This is a genomic window from Sinomonas halotolerans (assembly GCF_039615075.1).
Classification (GTDB): Bacteria; Actinomycetota; Actinomycetes; order Actinomycetales; family Micrococcaceae; genus Sinomonas; species Sinomonas halotolerans.
The window spans coordinates 41853-60291 of the sequence record NZ_JBDFRB010000018.1 but is presented as its reverse complement, the minus strand read 5'-3'; the positions used below and the strand labels follow the sequence as shown (position 1 = coordinate 60291).

Sequence of the window (18439 nt, the reverse complement as noted above, 5' to 3'; positions counted from 1 at the left end):
CCCGCAGCTCCCCGCGTCCGCCAGAATCTGGCCATGGATGCGGTGATCGTGTGGCCCCCGGCGGTGCTGCTCGTGGCCGGGCTCGCGTTCTGGGTCGTCTCGGTCGCGGACTTCGCGAGGACTCCCGAGTCCGAGATGCAGGTCTTCAGCCGCGACGCCTGGCTCGTGCTCCTTCTGCTGGGCAGCGTGCTGGGGTCGGCAGCGTGGTGGGCGGCCGGGAGGCCGCGACGCAGGTGAGTGCGCGGCCCGCGCACGCCGGTGCCACTGCGCTCGAGGTGCCACTGCGCTCGAGGTGCCGCTGCGCTCTCGGGGTGCTGCTGCGCTCCCGCGAGGCTACGCGCCCGTGAGGCGGCCCGCGCCCCGCTCCACGACCTCCGCGAGCTCGGCGAGGCGCACGGCCCGTGCCTCCTCGGCCGGTGTGAACGGCACGCCCGGGCGGATGAGCACGAGCGGGGCGTCCCACGGGGTCGGGACCTTGAGCACGGTCCGGGCGGCGTGCCAGGCGTCGGGGATGCTGCGGTCGGCCGGCACCCGCTGCGCCGAGAGCAGCTCCGCGGCCGCGTAGGGCAGCTCCGCGGGGGCCGCCGCGACCCGCGAGGCGAGGGACAGCGCGAGGGTGGGCCCGTCCACGAGGGCGAGTGGCGTCGTCGGCCAGACCCGTGCCGCTTCCCCTCCTCCGCGCGAGAGGGCCTCGACGAGGTCCTGCTCGGTGATGCCGCCGGGCGCCGAGAGCACGAACTCGTCCACGACCCCGCTGCGCACCGGCTGCGCCTGGATCGCGAGGATGTTCACCTGCAGCCGGGCCAGCCCGTGCGTGAGGTGCTCAAGCGCCCCGGGCGTGTCCGGCAGGGTGGCGCGTGCGCGCCAGAGCGAGGGCGCGACGTCGAGCTGCCGCCGCTTCCGCAGCGCGGGCGCGTGCAGCCAGGCCCGGAACAGGCGCCGTGCCCCCGGCTCGGCCACCCAGATCACGAGCGCCGTCGCCGTCACCGCCAGGAGCGCGACCTTCACCGGGAGCGGCCATCCCGTCCCCACCACGAGGGCATGGACGACCAGCTCCACGGGCAGCATCGCGGCCACGTTCGCGAGCGTGAGGCGGATCCTGGGCGGTTCCGGGAAGCGCCCGCACACGTCACAGGCCAGTTCCGAGGGCGGGGGAGTGTGCGTGAAGGTGCTCATGCGTCCATCCAACCCGCGCACTGTTTCGGAGGGGTTGCGGGCGGGGTTGCGCCCGCGTTTAAGATCCCTCTCCGCTCACCGGGCCCCCCTCCCGCCCCAGGGCAGGCTCCGCCCGGTGGCCCCGCCGCGCCGTCGTGCGCACGACGCCGGGCCCTCGCCGCGCGAGGGACCGCACCGTGGGCGGCGTCGCGGCTCGGGAGGATGCGTTCGGGGAGGGTGCTCAGAAGGGGACTCGCGCCGGGGTGGGGCGCGGGCCGCGCGGGCCCCGGACTGCGCGGACGAGCGGTTCGACGAAGCGCGCCGCGAACGGGCCGAGTATGGCCATGAGCAGGACGTAGGCGGTGGCGAGGGCGGCGAGCTCGCCGGTGACGGCGCCCGAGGTGACGGCGAGGCCGGCGATGACGATCGAGAACTCGCCGCGCGCGATCAGCGCCGCCCCCGCGCGTGCGCGGCCGGGGACGCCGACGCCCGCGCGGCCTGCGGCCCACCACCCCGTCACGACCTTGGTCAGCGCGGTGACGACGGCGAGTGCGAGCGCCCAGCCGAGGACGGGCGGGATCGTCGCGGGGTCGGTGTTGAGGCCGAAGGCGACGAAGAAGATCGCGGCGAAGAGGTCGCGCAGGGGTGCGAGGACCTGAGAGGCGTTGTACGCCGTCGTGCCCGAGATCGCGATGCCGAGCATGAACGCGCCGACCGCCGCCGAGACCTGCATGGCCGAGGCGAGGCCCGCCACGAGGAGCGCGAGGCCCATGACGTTCAGGAGGAACACCTCGGAGTTCTCGCTGTGGACGGCCTTCGACACGTGGTGGCCGTGCCTCAGCGCGACGAGCAGGACCACGCTCACGACGGCGAGCGAGATAGCCACCGTCTGGAGCCCGCCGAGGAAGCTCACGCCGGCGAGCACCGCCGTGAGGATGGGCAGGTAGACGGCCATGGCGAGGTCCTCGAACACGAGGATCGCGAGGATGGTAGGTGTCTCCCGGTTGCCGAGCCGGCCCAGGTCCGTGACGACCTTGGCGACGATTCCCGACGACGATATATACGTGACGCCTCCCATGACGAGCGCCCCCACCGCGCCCCAGCCCAGCACCAGCGCGACGGCCGCGCCCGGCAGGAAGTTCAGCACGAGGTCCACGCAGCCGGCCTGCCATGAGCGCTGCATGCCCGTGACGAGCTCCTGCGCCGTATATTCCAGCCCGAGCATCAACAGGAGGAGGATCACGCCGATCTCGCCCGCGAGGTGCGCGAAGTCCCGTACGCCGCTCAGCTCAACGACGCCGCCGGCGCCGAAGACGAGACCGCCCACAAGGTAGAGGGGGATCGGGGACATCCCGATCCGGCCCGCGAGCCGCGCGAGAAGGCCGAGGGCGAAGACCACCGCCCCCAGCTCGATCAGCGTCAGCGCGAGCCGGTCCATGGCGGGTCAGCCGTTGCGCAGGATCTCGGCGGCCTGGTCGAGGCCTTCCTGTGTGCCGACCGCCACGATGAGGTCGCCTGAGCGCAGCGCGACGTCCGGCCCCGGGGAGGCCATGACCTCGCCCTCGCGCATGATCGCCACGATCGAGACGCCCGTGCGGGTGCGCATGCACGTCTCGCCCATCGGCTGGTCCTTGTAGGGCGAATCGGCGGCGATGTGGAACTGGCGGGTGGTGATGCCGGGGACCTCGCGGTGCTCCTCGGTGAGCTGCATGACGATCTTCTGGCTGCCCAGCAGGTTGCCCAGGGTGGTCGCCTCCTCGCCCGTGAGCGGGACAGAGGCGAGGCACGTGTCGGGATCGTCCCATGCGGACACGATGAGCTCGGCTTCGCCGTCGCGGTGGGTCACCACGCCGATCCGCCGCCCGGACTGGGTCATGAAGTCCTTGCGGACCCCGAATCCCGGGAGATCGGTCTCGTCAACGTTCATGCCTCAACTCTAGTCCGGCCCGCCCTCCTCGTTCCGGGTACACATAACGCGCCCTCAGGCCGTTTCGGGTACACATAGGGGCGTCCCCAGGGCCGTTTCGGGTACAGGTACGAGCGCCCACACCAATCTCGGGTACACATCGGTCGGGCGGAGAGGGAGCGTTTAGGGTACGCGCCGTCGGCGCTCCGATCGGTCGCGCCGCGTCAGCCTGCCCGGGGGCGGACGACGGCGGGTGCCCGGCGTGCGCGGCCGCCTCGTCGTCGTCGTGCGTACCCGAGACGCGCTTAGGAGCAGATATCCGTACCCGAAACCGTTGGGGGGCGTGGGATGTGTACCCGAGATCGCTGTGGGGCCTGGGATGTGTACCCGAGAGGGCTGGGGGCGCGAATATGTGTACCCGAAACGGCCTGAGGGCGCGAGGATGTGTACCCGAAACGGGGAGGTCAGGTTTCGGGGACAACTGCGGCGCTGATCCTGGCTGGGGGCTTGACCGGCAGCAGCACGAGGAGGCCCGCGAGGAGGACCGCCATGATCCCAGCGATGCCCCAGCGCTGCGCCTGGCCCTCGGCAACGAGCGGGATGGCGAGGGTGATGCTGAGGCTGAAGAGTGTCGGGGCCAGGAAGCTCACCGCGCGGCCCGTCGTCGCGTACAGTCCGAACAGCTCCCCGGCCTCGCCGTCCGGCGCGAGCCGCGCGAGATAGGCCCGCGAGGACGACTGCGCCGGCCCCACGAAGAGCGTGAGGAAGAGCCCGAACACCCAGAACGTGTGCGCCCCCGTCCACTGCATGCCGCCCACAGAATACGTCCCGTTCCCCAGGACGAGGATGGCGCCGGAGGCGACGAGGAGCCCCACGAGGGAGCCCACGATCACGCGCTTGGGCCCGACCCTGTCGTCCAGCACCCCGCCGAGCACGGCACCCGCGGCCGCCACGACGTTGCCGAAGATCGCGAAGAAGATCACCTGGGAGAGCGTGAAGCCGAACGTCCCGGCCGCGATCACCCCGCCGAACGTGAACACCGCCGCGAGCCCGTCACGGAAGACCGCGGAGGCCGCCAGGAAGTAGATGGTGTGCGGGCTCGTGGCCCAGATGGCCCGGATGCGCCGCCACAGTAGCCCGTAGGAGGCGAGGATGCCGAGCCGTGCGGCGGGCCTGCGCGGTACCTCGGGCACCGCGAAGAGCACGGGGAGGGAGAACACCACGATCCACGCCATGGAGAACACGGCCACGAGCCGGATGTTGAGGGCCTCCTCGGTGGAGGCGCCGAACCAGTCGAACGCGGGCTGCACGAACAGCACGAGCACGAGCAGGAGCGCGACGATCCCGCCCAGGTACCCGGCGGCCCACCCGAACCCGGACACCTTCCCCACGGTCTTGGGCGTGGCGATCTGCTCGAGCATCGCGTTGTAGTTGACCCCGGCGAACTCGCTGAACACGCTCCCGGCCGCGATGAGCGCGGCCCCGAGGACGAGCAGCTCCGGCCGCGGGTAGACGAAGAAGCACGCGCCTGTGAGCGCCGCGACCACGCCCGTGTTGACCCCGAGCCACAGCTTCCGCCGCCCCCCGGCGTCCGAGCGCTGGCCCGTCACGGGGGCGAGCAGGGCGATCACGAGCCCAGCGATCCCGAGTGCCGCGCCGAGCACGGTGGAGGCGCGGTCCTCTCCGCCGAACGACTCGGAGGCGAGGTAGACGGTGAACACGAACGTGGTCATGACCGCGTTGAACGCCGCGGAGCCCCAGTCCCACGCGGCCCACGCCACGATCTGGCTGCGCCGCGCCGGCAGGGGATGGGTGGCAAGCTCGGAGACCCCGGACGTCCGCATGCTCGCATGCTAGCCCCAGTTAGAATGGCCGGACCGGAACCCCACTGATGTGCCGCTGCACCCGACGCGCCTTGACACCTTCATCCTGACGAGCGGAGCGCCCCCTGTGATACCAGTCCTCGCCCTGCACTTCGCAGTGGCGGCTGGCGCGCCGTGGATCTTCGCCCGGTGGGGCCGCCGGGCCTTCTTTGCACTCGCCGCGGTGCCGGCGGGCTCGCTCGTGTGGCTCGGCTCGCTGTACCCCGCGGTGTACGGCACGGCGCACGACGCCGGCCCGGCCGCCTCGGGCACCGGCCCTGCCGAGGGCTCGTCCCCGGCCGGGGGGATTGCCGAGGCGTGGCCGTTCGTGCCGCAGCTCGGGATCGAGATCGCCTTCCGGATGGACGCGCTCGCGTGGACCATGTCCGCGCTGATCCTGGGCGTGGGTGCTCTCGTCCTCCTGTACTGCGCCCGCTACTTCCGCCGGGACGAGGCGGGCCTGGGCGGGTTCGGCGGCCAGATGGTGGCCTTCTCCGGGGCGATGCTGGGACTCGTCGCCGCCGACGACCTCATAGCCCTCTTCGTCTTCTGGGAGCTCACCACCGTCCTGTCCTACCTGTTGATCGGCTACGCGCGGACCCGGCTCTCGGCCCGCCGCTCGGCGCTCCAGGCGTTCATCGTCACCACGGCGGGCGGCCTGGCGATGCTCGTGGGACTCATCCTGCTGGGGTCCTCGGCCGGAACGTACCGGATCAGCGTGCTCCTCGAGCGGCTCCCGGACCTCGCCCAGGCCTCCGCGACGGCGGACGCTGTCACGGTGGGGGCGCTGCTCGTGCTCGTCGGCGCGCTGAGCAAGTCCGCGCTCATCCCGTTCCACTTCTGGCTCCCGGGCGCGATGGCGGCGCCCACCCCCGTCTCGGCGTACCTCCACGCGGCGGCGATGGTGAAGGCCGGCGTGTACCTCGTGGCCCGGTTCGCTCCCGCCCTGTCCGCGACCCCGTCGTGGCTTCCCGTGGTGCTGGCCTTCGGGGTCGCGACCATGCTCCTGGGCGGCTACCGCGCTCTGCGCCAGACCGACCTCAAGCTCGTCCTGGCGTTCGGGACGGTCAGCCAGCTGGGCTTCCTCGTGGCCGTGGTGGGCCTGGGCACCCCCGCGGCGGCGCTCGCGGGCCTCGCGCTCCTCGTGGCGCACGCGCTCTTCAAGGCGGCGCTGTTCCTCGTGGTCGGCATCATCGACCACCAGGCCGGCACCCGGGACATCCGCCGGCTCTCGGGCGTGTTCCGCCAGTCCCGGGCGCTCGGGGCCACGGCCGCGCTCGCGGCAGCGTCCATGGCGGGCCTGCCGCTGTTCGGCGGCTTCGTGGCGAAGGAGGCGGTCTTCGAGGCCTTCGCCTCGCTCGCGTCGGCGGACGCGCACGACGCCGGGGCCTCGCCGATCGCGGCGGGCTGGGCCGCCGTCGTCCTCGCCGGGTTCGTGCTCGGCTCGGCGCTCACGGTCGCCTACAGCGCCCGGTTCGTGTGGGGCGCGTTCGCGCGCAAGCACGGGACTGAGGACACCCCGTTCACCCCGATCCCGCCGCTGTTCCTCGCCGCGCCGGCCGTCCTCGCGCTCGCCGGCCTCGTCTACGGCCTGTGGCCGGCCCCCGTGGACGCATGGGCCGCCCCCTATGCGCACTCGGTGGCTGCGCAGAACGCTGCGCAGAACGCAGCGCAGAACGCAGCGCAGGCTGCCGCGGGCCAGGCCGCGGCCGCGGACGTCCCGCATCTGGCCCTCTGGCACGGCCTGGGGATCCCCCTCGCCCTCTCGGCAGCTGCGTGGGCGGCGGGCGCGTTGCTCTTCGCCGGCCGGGGCGCCGTGGCCCGGGTGCAGGAGGCCCTGGGATCGCCCGTGGACTCCGAGCGCGCGTACCGGAACATCGTCGGCGCGATCGACGACACGGCCATCTGGGTCACGGGCCGCACCCAGCGCGGCTCCCTCTTCTTCTACCTCGCGGTGATCCTCGCCGTCGCCGCCCTCCTGCCCGTTCTGGCCATGCTCTCGGGCCGCCTGCGGCTCCCGCCCGAGGTCATGGTGGTGGACCCGGGCTCGCCCCTCCAGCTCGTGATCGGGCTCGGGATCGGCCTCGGCGCGCTCGCCGCCGTGCGGGCCAACAAGCGGTTCCTGGCCGTCCTCATGGTCTCGGTGACCGGGTACGGGATCGCGCTCATCTTCGCGCTCCAGGGCGCCCCCGACCTGGCCCTCACCCAGATGCTCGTCGAGACCGTCATCCTCGTGGCGTTCGTGCTGGGCATGCGCTCCCTGCCGCCGCAGCTGCGCGACCGCACGGGCGGGAGGTACCGCGTGGCGCGGATCGCGATCGCGCTCGCATTCGGGACGGCCATGGTGTTCGCGGGCCTGTTCGCGATGGGCGCGCGCAGCGCGGACCCCGTCTCGCTGCGCTTCCCCGAGCTTGCGTACGAGGGCGGCGGGGGCCTCAACACCGTCAACGTCACGCTCGTGGACATCCGCGCGTGGGACACGTTCGGCGAGATCTCCGTCCTCACCCTCGCCGCGACCGGGATCGCGAGCCTCATCTTCGTGCGCCACCGCGGCCGCCAGCTCGGCGCCACCGAGGACGTGGAGACCGGCAGCGTGGGCCGCGTGCGCCCGGCAGAGCGTGCCCGCGGAGCCGCGGAGCTCGCCGTCGCCCGCACCTTCGGCACGCTCGAGCGGGACGCGTGGCTCGTGGCCGGGCGGACCCTGGCCCCCGAGCGCCGATCCATCATCTTCGAGGTGATCACCCGGCTGACCTTCCACACCATGGTCGTGGTGTCCGTGTACCTGCTCTTCGCCGGCCACAACCTGCCCGGCGGCGGGTTCGCCGGCGGCCTCCTCGCGGGGCTCGCGCTCACGGTGCGCTACCTCGCGGGAGGGCGGTTCGAGCTCAACGAGGCCGCCCCCACGAGCCCCGGCATCCTGCTCGGGATCGGCCTCGCGCTCGCCGCACTGACCGGCGTCGTCCCGCTCGCGCTCGGCGGGAACGTGTTCGAAAGCGCGGTCCTCGAGTTCTGGCTCCCCGTGTTCGGGGACGTGAAGTTCGTGACCTCCACCGTGTTCGACGTTGGCGTGTACCTCGTGGTCGTGGCCCTCGTCGCGGACATCCTGCGCAGCCTCGGGGCCCGGATCGACGAGCACGTCGAGGAGGCCACGGCATGACGCCCAACCTCACCCTCCTCATCGTCTCGGGCCTGCTGTTCGCGTGCGGCGTGTACCTCGTGCTCGAACGGAGCCTCACCCGCGTGCTCCTGGGGCTCCTGCTGCTGACCAACGGGGCCAACCTGCTCCTGCTCGCCACGGGCGGCGGGGCCGGGACCTCGCCGTTCTACGCCAAGGGCACCGACCCGGCCGCGTACAGCGACCCGCTCCCGCAGGCGCTCGTGCTCACCTCGATCGTCATCTCCCTCGGGGTCACGGGCTTCATGCTCGCCCTCATCTACCGCACATGGCAGCTGGGCCGGGAGGACGTGCTCGCGGACGACGCCGAGGACCGGCGCGTGGCCGCCCAGCCGAGCTGGGACGCGGAGGACGACGCCGACGTCCCCACCGACCTCAGCGAGTTCATGAACCCCGAGGACGCCGTGGCCGCGGACCGCGCGGCCCTCTCGGCCCCGGACCCGCGGCGCGGCGAGGAGGGCGGCGACCGGCCCCGGCACGCCGAGGACACCCACGAGTCCGATGGATCGCGCGAGCCCGAGGAGGCGCCCAGGTGAGCATCGCCGCCTTCGCACCGCTCGCCGTCGTGCTCCCCGTCCTCGGCGCGGCGCTCGCGTTCATGCTCCTGCGCCACGAGCGCGCCCAGCGCGTGGTGACCATCTCGGTGCTCGCGCTCACCTTCGTGCTCGAATGCTTCCTGCTCGCCTCGGTGTGGGGGGACCAGACCGGGGGGACGTACGCCGTGGCCCTCGGCGGATGGGCGCCGCCGTGGGGGATCACCCTCGTGGTGGACCAGTTCTCCTCGCTCATGCTCGTGGTCTCCACGGCCGTGAGCCTGGCCGTCCTCGTGTACGCGACCGGGCAGGGCATTGCAGACCGCGCGGCCGAGGGTGCGGGCCGGGACGGGCCCATCTCGGTGTTCCACCCGAGCTACATGATCCTCGTGGCCGGGGTCTCCAACGCGTTCCTCGCGGGGGACCTGTTCAACCTCTACGTGGGGTTCGAGATCCTCCTCACCGCGAGCTATGTGCTCATGACCCTCGGCGGGACGGGCCCGCGCATCCGGGCGGGCGTGACGTACGTGGTGGTGAGCGTGGTCTCCTCGCTCCTGTTCCTCCTGGCCATCGGCATGGTCTACGGCGCCACGGGCACGGTGAACATGGCCGACCTCGCCGTGAAGCTCGGCGCCCTGGACCCCGGCGTGCAGGCGCTCCTGCACGTCATGCTGCTCGTTGCGTTCGGGATCAAGGCCGCCGTGTTCCCCCTCTCGTTCTGGCTCCCCGACTCCTACCCCACGGCGCCCGCCCCCGTCACCGCCGTGTTCGCGGGCCTGCTCACCAAGGTGGGCGTGTACGCGATGGTGCGCACCGAGACGCTCCTCTTCCCCGGGGACCGGCTCAACACCCCGCTCATGGTCGTGGCGCTCGCGACCATGCTCGTGGGGATCCTGGGCGCGCTCGCGCAGACTGACCTCAAGAGGCTGCTCTCGTTCACGCTCGTGAGCCACATCGGGTACATGGTGTTCGGGCTCGCGATGAGCACCGTCCTGGGGCTCGCCGCGGCCGTGTACTACGTGGCCCACCACATCACGGTGCAGACCTCGCTCTTCCTCGTGGCCGGGCTGATCGAGCGGCGGGCCGGCTCCTCCTCGCACGACCGCGTGGCGGGGCTGGCCAGGCTCTCGCCGCTGCTCGCCCTGCTCTACTTCCTTCCCGCCATGAACCTCTCCGGCATCCCGCCGCTGTCCGGGTTCCTCGGCAAGCTCGGCCTGCTCCAGGCGGGGGTGGAGCTCGGCACCGCTCCCGCACTCGTGCTCGTGGCCGCGGGCGTGCTCGTGAGCCTCCTGACCCTCCTGGCCATGGCCCGCGTGTGGAACCGGGTGTTCTGGCGCAGCCCCGAGGACGCCGAGGACCCGGACCCTGCGCTCCTCGCCCCCGCATCCGCCACGGCACTCCCGCACACCATGGTGGGCGCCACGGCGGGGCTCGTGGTGCTCGGGCTCGCCCTCACGGTCTTCGCCGGGCCGCTCTTCCGGCTTGCCGAGCGCTCCGCCGGCGCGATGCTCGAGCGCACCGCGTACATCTCCGCCGTCCTGGGGCCCGACGCCGCTGCTGCCGCCGCCCGGGACGCGGCGCTCGCCCCGGGCACGGCGACGGGGAGAGGGGAACGGCCATGAGCCGGCAGCGGGTCTCCCTGCGCACCGAGCTGCCGCTCCTGGTCTGGCTAGTGGTCCTGTGGGGAGCGCTGTGGCGGGACTTCGGCCCCGGAACCCTCGCGTTCGGGGCGCTCGTCGCGCTCGTCGTGACCAGGTTCTTCTACCTACCGCCGGTGGAGCTCAGCGGCCGGTTCCACCTCCTGCACGCGCTCCGCTACGCGATGGTGTTCGTGGGTCAGGCCGCGGTGGCGAGCGCCCAGGTCATGTGGCTCGCCGTGGTCCGCGGGCCGGCCGTCCGGAGCGCGATCGTCGCGGTCCCGCTGCGCAGCCACGCGGACCTCATGGTGACCGCGACCGGGCACGTCATCTCCCTCATCCCCGGCTCGCTCGTGGTGGACGTGGACCGGGCCAACGCGACCCTCTACGTGCACTTCATCAACGTCGAGGACGCCGCGGCGGCCGAGCGCGTGCGGCGTGAGGTCCTCGCCGCCGAGGCGGAGCTCATCCGCGTCATGGGCACGCGCGAGGAGCTGCTCCTGCTCCAGGAGGAGGAACAGCTCGCACGGCTCGCCGCGGCCGAGCAGGAACAGGGGGCCGCGGGGCCGGGGGAGGCCACTGCGGAACGGGAAGAGGGAGGACGGACATGAGCATTCCAGCGTGGGTCCTCGTGCTGTGCAGCGTGCTCCTCGGGCTCGCCGCCCTCGGAGCGATCGTCCGGATGGCCCGCGGGCCCGCTCTCCTGGACCGGGTGATCGCGGCGGACGTGCTGCTCGTCGTGGTCGCCTCGGCTCTCATGGTGGACATGGCCGCCGGCCGGCACACCGATCATCTCGCCCTCATCGTGGCCATCACGCTCATCGGGTTCGCCGCGTCCGTGACCGTGGCCAGGTTCGTGCAGGACAGGAGGCCGCGATGATCCCCGACTCCTGGATCACGGCGGCCGCAAGCGTCCTCATGGTCCTGGGCTCGCTGCTCTCGCTGACGGCCGCGCTGGGGCTCCTGCGCTTCCCGGACCTCATGACGCGCATGCACTCGGCCGCGAAGCCACAGGTCCTCGGGACCCTCATGCTCCTCACGGCCGTGGGACTACAGATGCGCAGCTGGGCCCTCGTGCCCCTCCTGCTCTTCGCCTGGATCTTCCAGCTGCTCACGGTCCCCGTGTCCGCCCACATGGTGGGGCGTGCCGGCTACCGCACGAAGCACCTCGACGAGGCGCGGCTGACCGTGGACGAGCTGGGCGACGTCGTCGACCGTCTGGAGCACGCGCGACGCGAAGGCGGTCCGGGCCGGTCCGGGGAAGCCTGACCCCGTATGGGTGGGGACGGGGCCCTACAACGAACGGGACGGGACCCCGTATGGGTGGGGACGGGACCCTACAACGAACGGGACGGGACCCCGTATGGGTGGGGACGGGACCCCGTATGGGCTCGGGGCCTAGGTGAGTTCCGGCGTCCTGCGGAAGCCCGCGATGGCCCGCTGCGTGTAGCGCTGCGCGAGGGTCTGGATCACGGCGCCGACGCCGGCGGAGACGATCGCGAACACGAGCGTGTCCCGCAGGCTCTCCTCGAGGTTGGTCGCGTCCTTGGGCGGCTTGGCCCCGGTGGTCTTCTCCCACGCCACATCCATGAGCTTCGTCGCGCCGATGCCGGCGCCGATCGAGATGGCCGTGCCGAGGAGCTTGATGAGGATGCTCATGCCCGCCAGCCTAGCGCGCCAGCGCTAGAATGGGTCCCACACACGACAGGGGAGCGTCGCCCCGAGGTCCGCCGGATGAGAGGCGTGCCGAGGGGGCATGGACGCTGAGAGTGCGGGATACCGCAGACCCTCGAACCTGATCCGGCTAGTACCGGCGAAGGGAGTCGAGCTTCTCAAGGCGGCCCTGCCGCCCTCCCCTCCTGCACCCAGGAGGAATCACACCATGGCTGAAGGAATCACCAGGCCGACCACGCCCAGCACCGGCACGGGCCGCTGGCGCGTCGTCGACATCGTCGTCGGGGCTTTGCTCGCCGTCGCAGGCGGCGTCCTGTTCTGGGCGTGGTCCAACGGCGTCTACCCGCCCCTCTCCGCGGGCCTCATCGCGGCGTACGCCCCGCTCGGCGGCCTCATCTCGGGCGGCTGGGTCCTGCCCGCCGTCCTCGGCGGCCTCATCATCCGCAAGCCCGGCGCCGCGCTGTTCGTGGAGACGGTGGCCGCGACGGGCGAGCTCCTCATGGGCTCCCCGTACGGCACCACGGTGCTCATCTCCGGGATCGTCCAGGGCCTCGGCGCCGAGCTCGTCTTCGCGGCCTTCCGCTACCGTCGCTTCACGCTCCCGGTCGCGGGCCTGGCGGGTGCGGGCGCGGGCCTGTTCATGGGCCTCAACGACTGCTTCGCGCCGTGGGGCTGGAACATCGCCTACGAGCTCGGGGACAAGTTCGCCTACATCGGCTGCACGGTCGCGTCCGGGATCGTGATCGCCGGTCTCGTCTCGTGGCTCGCCACGCGCGGCCTTGCCAAGACCGGCGCGCTCAGCAGCTTCGCGTCCCGCCGCGCCGCCACCGAGCCCGTCCTCTGACGATGGCGCACGTGCGGCCTGCCGGCGTGCTCGCCGAGGGGTGGGCATGGCAGCACCCCGGGCGGCCCGCGCCGGCGGTCGCGGACCTGTCCCTGACGGTGGAGCCCGGGGAGCGCGTCCTGCTCCTCGGGCCCTCCGGGGCGGGCAAGTCCACGCTCCTCCACGCCCTCGCGGGCGTCCTGGGGGACGACGACGAGGCCTGGGAATCCGGCCGGCTCACTGTGGACGGGGGGTCGCCGCGCGACCGCCGCGGACGCGTGGGGCTCATGCAGCAGGACCCCGAGACCCAAGTGATCCTCGGCCGCGTGGGGGACGACGTGGCGTTCGGCGCCGAGAACCTCGCCGTGCCGCCGGGGGAGATCTGGGGCCGCGTCCGCGCTGCCCTCGCGGACGTGGGCCTCGGCCACCTCCCGCTCGACCACCCCACCACCGCCCTCTCGGGCGGGCAGAAGCAGCGGCTCGCCCTCGCAGGGATCCTCGCGATGCGGCCCGGGCTCATCCTCCTGGACGAGCCGACCGCCAACCTCGACCCGGAGGGCGTGCTCGAGGTGCGCGACGCCGTCGTGCGCACCGCCGCCGAGACCGGGGCGACGCTGATCGTGGTGGAGCACCGCGTGGCGGTGTGGAAGGACTGCGTGGACCGGATCGTGGTGCTCGCGCCCGGGGCCTCGGGGCACGCCGGGGGCGTGCTCTTCGACGGCGCGCCCGAGGCCGTGCTCTCCGAGGCCCGCGAGGCGCTCGTGGGCGCCGGCGTGTGGGTCCCCGGCTGGACGCCCGCCGTCCGCCGCCCCCATCCCGTTGCGGGGTCACCTCTCAGTGACGCGGGGTCACCTCTCAAGCACGCGGGGTCACCTCTCAGGGACCCGGGGTCACCTCTCAGGGACGCGGGGTCACCGGCGGGCCTCCTCCTCTCGGCGCACGACGTCGGCGCCTCCCGGACGCGGGGCACGCGCCGCCGCCCCGCCCCGCCCGCCGTCGAGGGGGTCCACGCCCAGGTGAGCGCCGGTGAGGCCCTCGCCATCACGGGCCCGAACGGCGCCGGGAAGTCGACCTTCGCCCTCACCCTCGCCGGGCTCCTGCCACCGCTGGCGGGCCGCGTCGAGGCGAGCACGGCGTTCGCCGCGGCGGACAGCGCGAGGGGACTGCGCGCCGTCGTGCGCGAACCCCACCGCTGGCGCGCCGAGGACCTCGTCACCCGGATCGGCACCGTCTTCCAGGAGCCGGAGCACCAGTTCGTCACCTCCACCGTGCTGGACGAGCTGCGGTTCGCGCCGCGCCAGCTGGGCCGGGGGCTCGGGCGCGTGGACGAGCTCGCCGAGCGCCTCCGCCTCACCCACCTCGCCGAGGCCAACCCGTACACGCTCTCCGGCGGCGAGAAGCGGCGGCTCTCCGTGGCCACCGTGCTCGCCGCGAGCCCGCGCGTGCTCATCCTCGACGAGCCGACGTTCGGCCAGGACGCGCTCACGTGGGCCGAGCTGGCCGGGTTCCTCGTGGAGCTCCTCGAGGCAGGCACCGCGGTGGTGTCCGTGACGCACGACGACGAGTTCGCCCGCACGCTCGGAGGGGCGCGGCTCGCGCTCGGATCCGGAAATGTTGGGTTGAGCGGGGTCGCGGGCGCCGGCACCCGGCTCAACTCAACAATTCCGGGGGGCCGGGCGGTCCCGGGGACCCCAGCGATTCCGGGGAGGGGAGAGGCATGAGGGACGCCGTCGCGATCCGGGACAACCACGCCCTGCTCACGCGCGCCAACCCGCTGAGCAAGCTCGCCGCCGTCCTGCTCCCCACCCTCGCGCTCGCGCTGAGCATCGACTGGGTCTCCGCTTCCGTGGCATTGGCCGCGGGCCTGGCGGTGTTCCCGCTCGCCGGGATGACGCTGCGGCTCCTGTGGCAGCGGGGCTGGCCGCTCATCCTCGCTGCGGCGATCGGCGCGTTCAGCACCGCGGCGGTGGGGGAGGACTCCGGCCGGGTGCTCTTCGCCACGCCGCTGTGGGACGTGACCGAGGGGTCGCTCGCGCTCGGGGCGGCGATGGGGCTGCGCGGGCTCGCGATCGCGCTGCCGGCGCTGCTCATGATGGCGTGCACCGACCCGACCGACCTCGCCGACGCCCTCGCCCAGCGGGCCCGGCTCCCGCACCGGTTCGTGCTCGGGACGCTGGCCGCGCTGCGGCTCGTGGGGCTCATGGTGGAGCAGTGGCAGATCCTCGGGCTCGCGCGGCGGGCACGCGGCGTAGGCGCGCAGGGCGGGCCCCTGCACCGGGTGCGGGCACTGGGCGGGCAGAGCTTCGGGCTGCTCGTGCAGTCCATCCGGCTCGCGTCCCGGCTCGCGGTGACCATGGAGGCGCGCGGCTTCGGCGGGGCGGAGCGGACGTGGGCTCGGCCCTCGCGGTTCTCCGCGCTCGACGCCGGGGTCCTCGCCGGCGGCGTGCTGCTCGGGGCCGCGTCGGTGGGCGCCGCCGTGGCGGCCGGGACGTGGAACGTGGTCTGGCTGCGCTGACGTCCCCGCAGGCGGCATATCTCATGGGTTGTGGATTGCGTCTGGTCTAGACCGCCTCAGCGCGTGCCGAAGGCCGCCACTTTCGGCTTCGTATCGCATCTGTGATATTTTCATGGAATGTCGCAACAGACCGCCGAGACCGTCGGCGCCCTCCTCCGAGACGTCCGCTCCCACCGGGGCTGGACCCAGGGCCAGCTCGCCTCCGCGCTCGGGACGAGCCAGAGCGCCGTCGCCCGCATGGAGCAGGGCAAGCAGAACCTCAGCCTCAAGATGATCCAGCGGATCGAGGACATCCTCGGCCAGCGCATCGTCAACATCGGCGCGAGCAGCCGCATGACCCACCTGCGGGTGGAGGGCGGCCACCGCCTCTCCGGCTCCGTGGACGTCAACACGTCCAAGAACGCAGGCGTGGCGCTCCTGTGCGCCTCGCTCATCAACCGCGGCACCACGACCCTGCGCCGCCTCGCCCGGATCGAGGAGGTCAACCGGATCGTGGAGGTCCTGACCTCGATCGGCGTCGAGTGCACGTGGCTCGAGGAGGAGCAGGGCGGGCAGCCGCGCGACCTCCGCATCCGCCGCCCCGAGGTGCTCGACCTCGCCTCGATGGACGTCGAGGCCGCGCGCCGCACGCGCAGCGTCATCATGCTCCTCGGCCCGCTCCTGGACGAGCGCAGCGAGTACCGGCTCCCGTACGCGGGCGGCTGCGACCTGGGCACCCGCACGGTCGAGCCGCACATGCAGGCCCTGCGCGAGTTCGGCCTCGAGGTGGAGGCCACGGCCGGCTTCTACAGCGTCCGCGCCCCCGAGGCGGACGGCGCCGACCGCTCGTTCGTGCTGATCGAGCGCGGCGACACCGTCACCGAGAACGCGATCATGGCCGCCGCCCACCGCGAGGGCACCACCGTGATCCGCAACGCGAGCCCGAACTACATGGTCCAGGACCTGTGCTTCTACCTCCAGGGCCTCGGCGTCGAGATCGACGGCGTGGGCACCACGACGCTGCGGATCCGCGGCAGGGCGAGCATCGACGTCGAGATCGACTACTGGCCGAGCGAGGACCCGATCGAGGCGATGAGCCTCATCACAGCCGGGATCGTCACGAACTCCGAGGTGACCGTGCGGCGGGTGCCGATCGAGTTCATGGAGATCGAGCTTGCGACCCTCGCCCAGATGGGCCAGGAGCTCGAGGTCTCCGGCGAGTACATGGCCCGCAACGGCCGCACGCGCCTCGTGGACGTCACGACGAGGCCCTCGGTGCTCACGGCACCCGCGGACAAGATCCACCCCATGCCGTTCCCGGGCCTGAACATCGACAACCTGCCGTTCTTCGCCGTCATCGCCGCGAACGCCACGGGCCAGACGATGATCCACGACTGGGTGTACGAGAACCGCGCCATCTACCTCACGGAGCTCAACCGCCTCGGTGCCCAGGTCCAGCTCCTGGACCCGCACCGCATCTACGTCAACGGCCCCACCAAGTGGCGCGCGGCCGAGGTCGGCTGCCCGCCCGCGCTCCGGCCGGCCGCGTGCATCCTCCTCGCGATGCTCGCCGCCCGCGGCACGAGCGAGCTGCGCAACATCTACGTGATCGAGCGCGGCTACCAGGACCTCGCCGAGCGGCTCAACTCGATCGGCGCGAAGATCGAGTACTTCCAGGACTGACCCGGGGTCACCTCTCAGCGACGCGGGGTCACCTCTCAGCGGCGCGGGGTCACCTTCCTGCGGCGCGGGGTCACCTCTCAGCGGCGCGGGGTCGATGTCATGGCATTGCCCTCGCGTCCTTGGGACGTGACCCCGGGTTCCTGGGACGTGACCCCGGGTTCCTGGGACGTGACCCCGGGTTCCTGGGACGTGACCTCGGGTTCCTGGGACGTGACCCCGGGTTCCTGGGACGTGACCCCGGGTTCCTGGGACGTGACCCCGGGTTCCTGGGACGTGACCCCGGGTTCCAGGGACGTGACCCCGGGTTCCTGGGACGTGACCCCGGGTTCCAGGGACGTGACCCCGGGTTGGGGGTGGGGCAGGATGGGGCCATGGCTGAGACCGACACGACCTCCCAGGCGTCCAACCCCAACTCGTCCAACTCCGGCTCGTCCACCTACCGGGCGATCATGTACCGCGAGACGGGCCCCTCGTCCGTCCTGACCCTGCGGGACCGCGAGCTCCCCGAGCCCGGCGAGGGCCAGGCGCGGGTCCGGATCGCGGTCGCGGGCGTCAACCCGACGGACTGGAAGGCCCGCGCGGGCGGCACGTACGGTGCCCTGGACGGGTGGCACGTGCCCGGCCAGGACGCCGCGGGGACGGTCGACGCCGTCGGGCCGGGTGTGGAGTCCCTCTCGCCGGGGCAGCGGGTCTGGCTCCGGGACGTCGCATGGGGCGGCGCCGAGGGCACGGCGCAGGAGCACGTCGTCGTGCCGGCGGAGAAGGCGCAGCCGCTCCCGGACGGCCAGTCGTTCGACACCGGCGCGTCCCTCGGGATCCCCGCGCTCACCGCCCACCGCGCGCTGACGGCGAGCGAGCATGGTCCGGCCCGGCTCGCCCCCGGCGCGCTCGCGGGGAAGACGGTCCTCGTCACGGGCGGCGCCGGTGCTGTGGGCCACGCGGCGATCCAGCTCGCCCGCTGGGCAGGCGCCCAGGTCGTCACCACGGTGAGCAGCGGCGAGAAGGCGGCGCTCGCCCGCGCGGCGGGGGCCGACGTCGTCGTCAACTACCGCGAGCAGGACGTGCCCGCCGAGGTGCGGAAGACGGCGCCCGGCGGGGCGGATGTGGTTGTGGACGTCAACGCCGCGGCGAACATCGGCGATGACCTCGCCGCCCTCGCACCCGGCGGCACCGTCTCCGTCTACGCCGGCACCGGCGACGAGACGGTTGCCGTCCCCGTTCGCGCGGCCATGGGCAAGAACGCGCGGCTGCAGTTCATCCTCACGTACACGGTCACGCCGGAGCAGAAGCACGACGCCGTTGCGGCCGTCGGCGCGGCGCTCGCCGACGGCGCGCTCCGCGTGGGCGAGGAGCACGGCCTGCCGCTGGCCCGGTACCCGCTGGCCGAGACCGCCGCGGCGCACGACGCCGTGGAGGCCGGGTTCGTGGGGAAGGTGCTCATCGACGTCGCGAGCGCGGGGTAGAAGAGGGGCCGTCCGGGGATAGGGCGGGTTGGGG

At 72.9% G+C, this 18439-nt stretch carries 17 protein-coding genes and 1 riboswitch; of the genes, 12 read left to right on the top strand and 5 right to left on the bottom strand.

Translation table 11 applies throughout. The features are described from left to right. Positions 1 to 33 precede the first annotated feature (33 nt). A complete protein-coding gene (locus tag ABCQ75_RS14915; RefSeq protein WP_345886393.1) occupies positions 34 to 237 on the top strand; it encodes a hypothetical protein in 204 nt (67 codons plus the stop codon). A gap of 96 nt (positions 238 to 333) precedes the next feature. Here ABCQ75_RS14915 and ABCQ75_RS14910 read toward each other — a convergent pair whose 3' ends face one another. From ABCQ75_RS14910 to ABCQ75_RS14895, 4 genes are all read right to left on the bottom strand, one after another. Further along, a complete protein-coding gene (locus tag ABCQ75_RS14910; protein WP_345886391.1) occupies positions 334 to 1176 on the bottom strand; it encodes an amino acid-binding protein in 843 nt (280 codons plus the stop codon). Between the two features lie 220 nt (positions 1177 to 1396). Then, a complete protein-coding gene (locus ABCQ75_RS14905; protein ID WP_345886389.1) occupies positions 1397 to 2593 on the bottom strand; it encodes a cation:proton antiporter in 1197 nt (398 codons plus the stop codon). 6 nt (positions 2594 to 2599) lie between these two features. Beyond that, positions 2600 to 3082 carry a cation:proton antiporter regulatory subunit gene (locus tag ABCQ75_RS14900; protein ID WP_345886387.1) on the bottom strand — a complete coding sequence of 161 codons (483 nt, stop codon included), beginning with the start codon at positions 3080 to 3082 and terminating at the stop codon, positions 2600 to 2602. A 443-nt stretch (positions 3083 to 3525) separates the two neighbouring features. Beyond that, positions 3526 to 4905 (bottom strand): MFS transporter, encoded by a 1380-nt coding sequence (locus tag ABCQ75_RS14895; RefSeq protein WP_345886385.1) that lies wholly within the window; start codon positions 4903 to 4905, stop codon positions 3526 to 3528. 106 nt (positions 4906 to 5011) lie between these two features. On the opposite strand from ABCQ75_RS14895, the gene ABCQ75_RS14890 reads away from it, so the two are divergent. From ABCQ75_RS14890 to mnhG, 6 genes are read left to right on the top strand one after another with little or no spacing between them, the layout of a single operon-like run. Next, positions 5012 to 8080 (top strand): Na+/H+ antiporter subunit A, encoded by a 3069-nt coding sequence (locus tag ABCQ75_RS14890; protein ID WP_345886405.1) that lies wholly within the window; start codon positions 5012 to 5014, stop codon positions 8078 to 8080. After that, a complete protein-coding gene (locus tag ABCQ75_RS14885) occupies positions 8077 to 8634 on the top strand; it encodes a Na(+)/H(+) antiporter subunit C (RefSeq protein WP_345886383.1) in 558 nt (185 codons plus the stop codon). Before ABCQ75_RS14890 ends, ABCQ75_RS14885 begins: the two co-directional genes overlap by 4 nt. Further along, positions 8631 to 10253 carry a Na+/H+ antiporter subunit D gene (locus ABCQ75_RS14880; RefSeq protein WP_345886382.1) on the top strand — a complete coding sequence of 541 codons (1623 nt, stop codon included), beginning with the start codon at positions 8631 to 8633 and terminating at the stop codon, positions 10251 to 10253. Before ABCQ75_RS14885 ends, ABCQ75_RS14880 begins: the two co-directional genes overlap by 4 nt. Then, positions 10250 to 10879 (top strand): Na+/H+ antiporter subunit E, encoded by a 630-nt coding sequence (locus tag ABCQ75_RS14875; protein ID WP_345886380.1) that lies wholly within the window; start codon positions 10250 to 10252, stop codon positions 10877 to 10879. The genes ABCQ75_RS14880 and ABCQ75_RS14875 overlap by 4 nt, the downstream gene beginning before the upstream one ends. Further along, a complete protein-coding gene (locus ABCQ75_RS14870; RefSeq protein WP_427916114.1) occupies positions 10876 to 11148 on the top strand; it encodes an MrpF/PhaF family protein in 273 nt (90 codons plus the stop codon). The genes ABCQ75_RS14875 and ABCQ75_RS14870 overlap by 4 nt, the downstream gene beginning before the upstream one ends. Beyond that, positions 11145 to 11537, top strand: a complete 393-nt coding sequence (gene mnhG, locus ABCQ75_RS14865; protein ID WP_345886378.1) for a monovalent cation/H(+) antiporter subunit G — start codon at positions 11145 to 11147, stop codon at positions 11535 to 11537. The genes ABCQ75_RS14870 and mnhG overlap by 4 nt, the downstream gene beginning before the upstream one ends. A gap of 129 nt (positions 11538 to 11666) precedes the next feature. On the opposite strand, the gene ABCQ75_RS14860 is transcribed toward mnhG, so the two are convergent. Then, positions 11667 to 11927 (bottom strand): DUF4235 domain-containing protein, encoded by a 261-nt coding sequence (locus ABCQ75_RS14860; RefSeq protein WP_345886377.1) that lies wholly within the window; start codon positions 11925 to 11927, stop codon positions 11667 to 11669. Between the two features lie 37 nt (positions 11928 to 11964). Then, positions 11965 to 12107, top strand: a riboswitch (TPP riboswitch). 43 nt (positions 12108 to 12150) lie between these two features. Between ABCQ75_RS14860 and ABCQ75_RS14855 the strand changes: the two genes are divergently transcribed. From ABCQ75_RS14855 to ABCQ75_RS14835, 5 genes are all read left to right on the top strand, one after another. Then, complete coding sequence (locus ABCQ75_RS14855; protein ID WP_345886375.1) at positions 12151 to 12786, top strand: ECF transporter S component; 636 nt, start codon at positions 12151 to 12153, stop codon at positions 12784 to 12786. Positions 12787 to 12788: 2 nt separating this feature from the next. Next, complete coding sequence (locus ABCQ75_RS14850; RefSeq protein ID WP_345886373.1) at positions 12789 to 14486, top strand: ABC transporter ATP-binding protein; 1698 nt, start codon at positions 12789 to 12791, stop codon at positions 14484 to 14486. Continuing rightward, positions 14483 to 15280 carry an energy-coupling factor transporter transmembrane component T family protein gene (locus ABCQ75_RS14845; protein WP_345886371.1) on the top strand — a complete coding sequence of 266 codons (798 nt, stop codon included), beginning with the start codon at positions 14483 to 14485 and terminating at the stop codon, positions 15278 to 15280. Before ABCQ75_RS14850 ends, ABCQ75_RS14845 begins: the two co-directional genes overlap by 4 nt. A 117-nt stretch (positions 15281 to 15397) precedes the next feature. Then, complete coding sequence (locus tag ABCQ75_RS14840) at positions 15398 to 16942, top strand: UDP-N-acetylglucosamine 1-carboxyvinyltransferase (protein WP_345886370.1); 1545 nt, start codon at positions 15398 to 15400, stop codon at positions 16940 to 16942. 449 nt (positions 16943 to 17391) lie between these two features. Next, a complete protein-coding gene (locus tag ABCQ75_RS14835) occupies positions 17392 to 18405 on the top strand; it encodes an NADPH:quinone reductase (RefSeq protein WP_345886402.1) in 1014 nt (337 codons plus the stop codon). Positions 18406 to 18439: the final 34 nt, after the last annotated feature.

Excerpts from the sequence above, each read along its gene's own strand:
- ABCQ75_RS14915 (WP_345886393.1), top strand. The coding sequence starts at position 34 with ATGGATGCGGTGATCGTGTGGCCCCCGGCGGTGCTGCTCGTGGCCGGG.
- ABCQ75_RS14910 (WP_345886391.1), bottom strand. The coding sequence starts at position 1,176 with ATGAGCACCTTCACGCACACTCCCCCGCCCTCGGAACTGGCCTGTGAC.
- ABCQ75_RS14905 (WP_345886389.1), bottom strand. The coding sequence starts at position 2,593 with ATGGACCGGCTCGCGCTGACGCTGATCGAGCTGGGGGCGGTGGTCTTC.
- ABCQ75_RS14900 (WP_345886387.1), bottom strand. The coding sequence starts at position 3,082 with ATGAACGTTGACGAGACCGATCTCCCGGGATTCGGGGTCCGCAAGGAC.
- ABCQ75_RS14895 (WP_345886385.1), bottom strand. The coding sequence starts at position 4,905 with ATGCGGACGTCCGGGGTCTCCGAGCTTGCCACCCATCCCCTGCCGGCG.
- ABCQ75_RS14885 (WP_345886383.1), top strand. The coding sequence starts at position 8,077 with ATGACGCCCAACCTCACCCTCCTCATCGTCTCGGGCCTGCTGTTCGCG.
- ABCQ75_RS14875 (WP_345886380.1), top strand. The coding sequence starts at position 10,250 with ATGAGCCGGCAGCGGGTCTCCCTGCGCACCGAGCTGCCGCTCCTGGTC.
- ABCQ75_RS14870 (WP_427916114.1), top strand. The coding sequence starts at position 10,876 with ATGAGCATTCCAGCGTGGGTCCTCGTGCTGTGCAGCGTGCTCCTCGGG.
- mnhG (WP_345886378.1), top strand. The coding sequence starts at position 11,145 with ATGATCCCCGACTCCTGGATCACGGCGGCCGCAAGCGTCCTCATGGTC.
- ABCQ75_RS14860 (WP_345886377.1), bottom strand. The coding sequence starts at position 11,927 with ATGAGCATCCTCATCAAGCTCCTCGGCACGGCCATCTCGATCGGCGCC.
- ABCQ75_RS14855 (WP_345886375.1), top strand. The coding sequence starts at position 12,151 with ATGGCTGAAGGAATCACCAGGCCGACCACGCCCAGCACCGGCACGGGC.
- ABCQ75_RS14850 (WP_345886373.1), top strand. The coding sequence starts at position 12,789 with ATGGCGCACGTGCGGCCTGCCGGCGTGCTCGCCGAGGGGTGGGCATGG.
- ABCQ75_RS14845 (WP_345886371.1), top strand. The coding sequence starts at position 14,483 with ATGAGGGACGCCGTCGCGATCCGGGACAACCACGCCCTGCTCACGCGC.
- ABCQ75_RS14840 (WP_345886370.1), top strand. The coding sequence starts at position 15,398 with ATGTCGCAACAGACCGCCGAGACCGTCGGCGCCCTCCTCCGAGACGTC.
- ABCQ75_RS14835 (WP_345886402.1), top strand. The coding sequence starts at position 17,392 with ATGTACCGCGAGACGGGCCCCTCGTCCGTCCTGACCCTGCGGGACCGC.